A 6,696-nucleotide genomic window follows, 5' to 3' on the forward strand; every position below is an offset into this window, starting at 1 on the left:
CGCCCCCGCATCGTCTTGGCATACTCCCGTATGCTGCCTCCTGTCATCCTCTCCTCCAATATTTCGGTAACTCTTATTTTGAGGCAACACCCCTCCACTCGGTAACTTTAATTATGAAGCCATGCGGTGTCTTGACTTGTATGGCATGAGTGGATACAATCAGCATGTATATCATTAATCCATATCTCGATACCATACTGATGAGGGTGCAGAAATGAAGACCACCATTGATATCAACGACGCTCTCCTGGATCAGGCCATGAAGGTGACCGGGGCCAGGACTAAACGAGAGGCGGTTGAAGCAGGACTCAAAGAACTGGTTCGGAAGAATAGTCTGACGGCGCTGCGCCAGGAGCTGGGGACGTTTGATCTGGATCTCTCACTGGAGGAACTGGGGCGATTGAGGAATGAGTAACCGGGTACTTATCGATACCTCGGTCTGGATTCTAGCCTTGAGGCAATCACCTGTTGCGGCGATCAGGGGAAGGGTGGAAGGATTACTGGCCGAGGAAAGGGTAGCCATCACTCCCATCAATTGTCTGGAATTGCTCGGCGGGACAAGATCGGAGGTGGAGTTTGATCGCCTCAAAAACCGCCTGGATGCGCTGCACCGGATAGAAATCACTCAAGAGGTCTGGGAAGAGTCAGCGAAGCTGGGATTTAACTTGAGAAGGGCAGGGAAGACGATACCTAATACCGATTTGATCATCGCTTCGGCTGCCATTCTGGCGGGAGCCACGCTGCTTCATGCAGACCGCCATTTCGATCTGGTCGCAGAAGAAACGCCCCTTTCAGTGGAGAGCCTGGTTCATTTGATTTAGCAAGCTGTTGAAAAAGAGGTGAAGGATTCCTCCTTCCGGGGGCCTACGGGACACCCCCAACGAGTGGGGGATAGGGGGTTGAGTCAGACTCTAGCATGACATGGGGATAAACAACACAAAAAGGTCCCCGGCGATCCCGGGGACCTTTTTCTTCCTCTGCAGGGTGGTGCTGCTAGCTGACGGCCACTTTATATTTGGCCATCCCCTCTTCGTAAAGGTCACCGCCATAGATATCGTTGATCACCGTCAGGGGGAGGTCTTCCACTTCAAGCCTTCTGACGGCTTCGGCCCCCAGTTCCTCGTAAGCGACCAGCTCATTCTTCTTGATGGACTTGGAAATCAGCGCCCCGGCTCCCCCGATGGCGGCGAAATAGACGGCTTTGTATTGCTTCATGGCGTCTTTGACTTCCTTGGTGCGCAACCCTTTGCCGATCATTGCCTTGATTCCTTCCTTCATCATACGCGGAGCGTAAGCGTCCATCCGACCGCTGGTAGTGGGTCCGGCTGCGCCGATCACGTTTCCCGGCTTGGCGGGTGAAGGGCCCATGTAGTAGATGGTCTGGCCCTTGGGGTCGAAAGGCGGCGTCTGGCCTTTATCCAGCGCCTCCACAATTCGCTTATGCGCCGAATCGCGAGCCACATAGATGACGCCGCTGAGCAGAACCTGATCACCGGCTTTAAGTTTCTCAATGGTCTTACTATCTATTGGCGAAGTGATACGCAATGTCATGACAAAAACCTCCCTGAAAAAATTAGAGCGATCCCTTTGATTTTAACCGCTCATAGGCCATACCGAGTTCAAAAGCCATCTTATGGGCATCCAGTTCCGTATCGATGGGCTCATCCAGAGGTATCTGATCCTCAAATTGAGGAGCCAGGTCCTGCATCATTTCCACAACCAGATGAAAAGCATCCATGAGCTTTTGGATGACGAATACGTCTTCGGGATCGGGCATGCAGTTATCCGATTCATTCATCAGGACTTTTATTTTTGCCCTCTCCTTGCCGGTCAGCGGACGGTGAATCTCTCGGATCGATTCATCAAATGAATCGATCGTCTCCAGCATCGTCTCGCCTCTGGATGGTGCCGTTTCCTGTCCCCCCTTCTTCCCGGGAGACTTCGAGGCGACTTTCTTCTTTTTCACGATATCATCAAGTGATATTTCTTCCATTCAACCCCCTAGCCCCCACTCTTGGGGGAAAGTTGAGGAATTTGGGGGACACCCCCAAATTCCCGATCTGGTCGAGGGCAGGCCCCCGGCAGAGACGCCTCTCTGCATTCTCTAGAACACTGACAACTGATAACTGGATTTGGCCCCCTCAAGACTGCTTGACGGTAAACTTGGGAACCTCGATCTTGGGCTTGACATCTTTGCTTGGAGCGACCATCGGGGCAGGGATGCGTTTCTTCTGCATTCCCAGGCTCGCCGAGATGTTGCCTCTCTTGAGAAGCTGGATAGCGAACGCGGGGTCCACCCCCTTGGGGCAAACTTCCGAACAGGCTCCTGCCAGGTGACAGAGCCAGAGCCCGTGTGGTGCGTTGACGATTCCAAATCGCTCTTTTTCTCCCTGATCTCTTCGATCAGTGCAATATCGATAGACCGCAGCCAGCGGCTGAGGTCCCAGGAAGTGTTCGTCGGTAGCCACCGTCGGACAGGCCGCCATGCACAGCCCGCATTTCACGCAGTAGGCGAATTGCACAAAACTTTCCAGTTCCTCGGGTGATTGGGCTAGCCCGGTTTGCGGCCTCTCGAGTGTCTCCTTATTCGGGCCGATCACGTACGGTTTTACAGACTTGTGCTTTTCAAAGAGCGGCGTCAAATCGGCCACCATATCCCTGACGATGGGGAAGTTCGGCAGCGACTTCACAGTGATTCTGTCCGTCTCCAGCTCTTCAATGGGGGTGTGGCAGGCCAGCATGGGCAGGTTGTTGACCAGCACGCCACAGGAACCGCAGATGCCCATCCGGCATGAGCAGCGGAAACAAAGGGTATTATCAATAGTCTCTTTAATGTAGATCAGCCCTTCCAGCAGGGTCATACCCTTTTTATACGGGATGGTAAAGTCCTGCATCCGGGGTTTCTGATCCTCCCCCGGCGTATACCGCTGTACTTTGAAGTATAAATCTTGTTTATCTTCCATATCTTTGCTCCTTAGCGTCTCTTACCCGGCTTGCCTAGTAGGCATCCAGAGGGATGTAGATGGTATAGCCCAGGAAAGCTATGGCGGCTATTACCAATACCGCATCCAGTATCTTGACCTTTTCCTCACTGATGGAGAGCCATTCCATGAGAATAGTGCGAAGCCCGTGAAGTCCGTGGTACAAGCCAAAGACAATCAAAAGAATGTAAAAGACAAGCCAGCCCATATCGGCCGCCCGGTCGGCCACCGATTTCCATTCCGTTGCGTCGTCTTTGATCAGGTGCAGGTAAATGACGTGTATCCCTGCCAGGACAACAAGCCCGACACCGGTGACATACTGTAACAGCTTTAAACGTGTCTCTTTCATGTTAATCTCCTATCGCAAAAGCAATGGCCACGTATATCGCGATTGCCGCGGCAGCAAACAGAACCACCCACATGAGGGAGCGGTGTCCTCGCATGGCATCCACATAGGGATAGATCGGCGGTTTAGGTTTACCAAGGGTAAATCCAAGGTGTTGCAGGATGAGCCTGCCTCCGTTGATGGCATGGAAGATGAAAGCGGCTACCACCAGGAATTCTCCCACCTTGAACACGGGGTTGTCCATGAAGTCCATGACGTCCGTCCAGTCATTCTGGCCGCCCAGGCGAACGCCGTTAATTCCCATATGGATGGTGATGAACAGCAGCATACCCAGACCGGTCACGCGATGCAGGGTATACAGGTATCTCTCCCAGGTGTAACGGCCTGCCCAGACCCAGCCTTTGATTCCCAGACGATTCGGCAAATGACGACTCTTCTGCTCTGTAACTTTCGTTTCCATTAGTACTTCCTCTCCACCGGCAACCACATCGACATGTCTACCGGCGCGTAGTCGAACCGAGGTTCCTTGCCATCATTGTAATGGGCCATGGTGTGCTTGCCCCAATTTACATCGTCTCGAGTGGGGAAATCGGTCCTGGAATGCGCTCCTCTCGACTCCTTGCGTGCCAGAGCGCCCATGATCACCGTTTCAGCCAGGTCAATGATGTTGATGGTCTCCAGGATGGCGATCAGGTTGGTGTTGTAGATTCGGCTCTTATCGATAAGTTTCACGTGGTCCATTCTGGCTTTGAGTTCTCGCACCTTCTTTAGAGCGGCTTCCATATCGGGGCCCTTTCGATAGACGGCGACGTTCTTATCAAGCGTGCGCTGCAATTCCGTGCGAATGACAAAAACGTCCTCGCTGCCGTTGCCGTGCCCAACTTTTTCGAAGATAAATTTTTCCTGCTCTATCATCTTCTTTTCAGGAGCCGGCACCAGGGACTTATGGGAAAGCGCGTATTTGGCGGCTCTCTCCCCGGCGAGTTTGCCCCAGACCAGGCACTCTGCTGTGGAATTGGAGCCCAGCCGATTGGCGCCGTGCAAAGAGACGCAGGCCGCTTCACCGGCTGCCCAGACTCCCGGAATAGGAGTTGCCCCCCAGATATCGGTGTGGATCCCGCCCATGCAATAGTGGGCTGCCGGGCGGATCGGGATGGGCTGCTCGATGGGATCGATGAAAGCAAACTTGATACATACTTCCCGGATCAGAGGCAGCCGCTCGTTGATCTTATCTGCGCCCAGATGGGTCAGATCGAGGTGCACGAAGTCGAGACCATCTTCCGGTCGGTAGAACCCTCTGCCTTCGAGGATCTCGGTAGTCTCGGAGCGGGAGACGATATCGCGCGGCGCCTTTTCCATCTTGGAAGGCGCGTATTTGTCCATGAAGCGCTCGCCCTTGTTATTCTTGAGGTATCCGCCTTCGCCTCTGGCTGCTTCGGTGATCAGAATGCCGGAGGGAATCAAGCCCGTGGGATGAAACTGGATGAACTCCATATCCTTGAGCGGAATACCTGCCCGATACGCCATTGCCATGCCGTCTCCGGTGGCCGTGAGCGAGTAGGTGGTGAATCCGTACATTCGGCAGCCGCCGCCGGTGGCGATGATCAGGGCTTTTCCTCTGACGACCACGAATTCCCCGGTGGACAGGTCCCAAACCGCCACGCCCTGGAATCCGTCCTTATCGACCAGAATAGCCGTGGCGTAGCATTCGTCGTACCGTGTGACACGCGAGTATTTCTGGAGCGTATCGTAGAGGGTGTGCATCTCAAAGAATCCGGTTTTGTCCTCGGCGAAGGTAGCCCGGTCGAAGCTGTGCCCGCCGAAAGGTCTCTGGTTGACGCTGCCATCGGGGCGCCTCGACCAAGGGATGCCCCAGTGATCGAGCTGGAGGACCTCCTTGGGTATCTCCTCCACGAAGAGCTTGGCCACATTCTGGTCTGCCAGAAAGTCGCTTCCCTTGATGGTGTCCCAAGCGTGCAACTCCTGGCTATCGCCCTCTTCCGGGTGCATGACTGCGGCTGTGCCTCCTTCGGCGCAAACCGAGTGAGAGCGCATGATCTGAACTCGGGAAACGATGGCGATGTCCAAGCTATCGTTTCCGACCCGCGCTGCCTCGACAGCCGCTCTGAGTCCGGCAAGGCCAGACCCCAGAATAATGAGATCGTGAGTTCTTTCTATCACCTCTTAAGCCTCCAAATCGTCCGAGAAAAATTCGGGCAATTCATTATATTTGAATCGGGGCAATCTCATCCCCGTAACTCCCGAATGTTGAAATCAGACTCCTGATTTACAGTACCGCTTCCTTATGGCGCGCGCTGTGGCACTGAATATTCACTGCCACCGGCATGCTGGCGAGATGGGCCGGGAAAACCTCTATGTGAACTGCCAGGGCGGTGGTTGTCCCGCCGAATCCCTGAGGGCCGACTCCGGAGGCATTGATGCGCTTGAGAAGTTCTGCCTCAAGCTCCGCGACCTCTTGATCGGGATTGGGCTTTCCGACTTCGCGGAGTAGCGATTGTTTGGCCAGCAGGGTGGTTTTCTCGATTGTTCCTCCCACTCCTACGCCTACGATGACCGGCGGACACGGATTGCTGCCTGCTTCCACTACTGTCTTGACCACAAAATCGATCAACCCTTGCCGGCCCTGGGCGGGCTTCAACATGGCGAGCTTGCTCATATTTTCACTGCCGCCGCCCTTCGGAGCCATAGTGATCTTGAGTTTGTCTCCCGGCACAATCCGGGTATTGATGATCGGCGGAGTGTTATCCTTGGTGTTGACGCGGTTGGAGAAGGGCTGTCTGACCGCCGATTTGCGCAGATAGCCTTTTTCATAGCCCTGGCGGACGCCTTCTTCTATGGCCGCATAGAAATCGCCGCCGGTGATATGGACCTCTTGGCCTAGATCGACGAAGATGACGGCCAATCCGCAATCCTGGCAGAGGGGAATGTGTTCCGTGGCCGCGATCTGAGCATTTTCGATGATCTTATCCAGCACCTCCTTTCCCACGGGGGATTTCTCAGTGCCTTTGGCCTTTTTGACGGCTTCCAGCACATCCTCTCCCAGGAAAAAGTTGGCTTCCTGGCACAGACGGGCTACGGTTTGGGTGATATCGGCTGTTTTGATCTCTCTCATTTAATGCTCCTGATACTCTCTCGTCTATTTTAAGTGAGTTCGTCTGAGACTTCTTGCATGGCTCGAACTCATTCAGTTGCTATTGGTTTAATTTGCCTGGCGAATTGTCATCGAAGCGGGACAATCCGACGCTGCCAGAGAGCCCGGTTTTGCATGATTTCCATTCGCCCGGAAGCTTGCCACAGGCTCGTTGACACAACGGGTCTCCGGGAAGCCGCGGCAAAGGCGGCCTCCGA

The 6,696-nt window shown here is 54.3% G+C and carries 9 protein-coding genes; 2 read left to right on the forward strand and 7 right to left on the reverse strand.

What is annotated here, in order from left to right:
* Positions 1 to 214 precede the first annotated feature (214 nt).
* Entirely contained in the window at positions 215 to 415 is a 201-nt protein-coding gene (locus PHV74_14170) for a type II toxin-antitoxin system VapB family antitoxin (GenBank protein ID MDD5095502.1), read from the forward strand.
* The gene (locus PHV74_14175) at positions 408 to 821 is read left to right on the forward strand and encodes a PIN domain nuclease (GenBank protein ID MDD5095503.1); all 414 of its coding nucleotides are present in this window, start codon (positions 408 to 410) and stop codon (positions 819 to 821) included. The genes PHV74_14170 and PHV74_14175 overlap by 8 nt, the downstream gene beginning before the upstream one ends.
* Before the next feature lie 172 nt (positions 822 to 993).
* On the opposite strand, the gene PHV74_14180 is transcribed toward PHV74_14175, so the two are convergent.
* The 7 genes from PHV74_14180 to PHV74_14210 form a co-directional block, all read right to left on the reverse strand.
* Complete coding sequence (locus PHV74_14180) at positions 994 to 1,551, reverse strand: Fe-S-containing hydro-lyase (protein ID MDD5095504.1); 558 nt, start codon at positions 1,549 to 1,551, stop codon at positions 994 to 996.
* Positions 1,552 to 1,573: 22 nt separating this feature from the next.
* On the reverse strand, positions 1,574 to 1,993 hold the full coding sequence (locus tag PHV74_14185; GenBank protein MDD5095505.1) for a hypothetical protein: 420 nt from the start codon (positions 1,991 to 1,993) through the stop codon (positions 1,574 to 1,576).
* 148 nt (positions 1,994 to 2,141) lie between these two features.
* Positions 2,142 to 2,963, reverse strand: a complete 822-nt coding sequence (locus PHV74_14190) for a succinate dehydrogenase iron-sulfur subunit (GenBank protein ID MDD5095506.1) — start codon at positions 2,961 to 2,963, stop codon at positions 2,142 to 2,144.
* A gap of 34 nt (positions 2,964 to 2,997) precedes the next feature.
* Positions 2,998 to 3,330 carry a hypothetical protein gene (locus PHV74_14195; GenBank protein ID MDD5095507.1) on the reverse strand — a complete coding sequence of 111 codons (333 nt, stop codon included), beginning with the start codon at positions 3,328 to 3,330 and terminating at the stop codon, positions 2,998 to 3,000.
* 1 nt (position 3,331) lies between these two features.
* Entirely contained in the window at positions 3,332 to 3,787 is a 456-nt protein-coding gene (locus PHV74_14200) for a hypothetical protein (protein MDD5095508.1), read from the reverse strand.
* Positions 3,787 to 5,505 (reverse strand): succinate dehydrogenase/fumarate reductase flavoprotein subunit, encoded by a 1,719-nt coding sequence (locus PHV74_14205; protein MDD5095509.1) that lies wholly within the window; start codon positions 5,503 to 5,505, stop codon positions 3,787 to 3,789. The genes PHV74_14200 and PHV74_14205 overlap by 1 nt, the downstream gene beginning before the upstream one ends.
* 109 nt (positions 5,506 to 5,614) lie before the next feature.
* On the reverse strand, positions 5,615 to 6,460 hold the full coding sequence (locus PHV74_14210) for a fumarate hydratase (protein ID MDD5095510.1): 846 nt from the start codon (positions 6,458 to 6,460) through the stop codon (positions 5,615 to 5,617).
* Between the last annotated feature and the right edge of the window lie 236 nt (positions 6,461 to 6,696).

The sequence above is a fragment of the Dehalococcoidia bacterium genome (assembly GCA_028711995.1).
GTDB lineage: Bacteria > Chloroflexota > Dehalococcoidia > SZUA-161 > SpSt-899 > JAQTRE01.

Bases quoted from the DNA above. Each gene is read 5' to 3' on its own strand.
- PHV74_14170 (MDD5095502.1), top strand. From the start codon at position 215: ATGAAGACCACCATTGATATCAACGACGCTCTCCTGGATCAGGCCATG.
- PHV74_14175 (MDD5095503.1), top strand. From the start codon at position 408: ATGAGTAACCGGGTACTTATCGATACCTCGGTCTGGATTCTAGCCTTG.
- PHV74_14180 (MDD5095504.1), bottom strand. From the start codon at position 1,551: ATGACATTGCGTATCACTTCGCCAATAGATAGTAAGACCATTGAGAAA.
- PHV74_14185 (MDD5095505.1), bottom strand. From the start codon at position 1,993: ATGGAAGAAATATCACTTGATGATATCGTGAAAAAGAAGAAAGTCGCC.
- PHV74_14190 (MDD5095506.1), bottom strand. From the start codon at position 2,963: ATGGAAGATAAACAAGATTTATACTTCAAAGTACAGCGGTATACGCCG.
- PHV74_14195 (MDD5095507.1), bottom strand. From the start codon at position 3,330: ATGAAAGAGACACGTTTAAAGCTGTTACAGTATGTCACCGGTGTCGGG.
- PHV74_14200 (MDD5095508.1), bottom strand. From the start codon at position 3,787: ATGGAAACGAAAGTTACAGAGCAGAAGAGTCGTCATTTGCCGAATCGT.
- PHV74_14210 (MDD5095510.1), bottom strand. From the start codon at position 6,460: ATGAGAGAGATCAAAACAGCCGATATCACCCAAACCGTAGCCCGTCTG.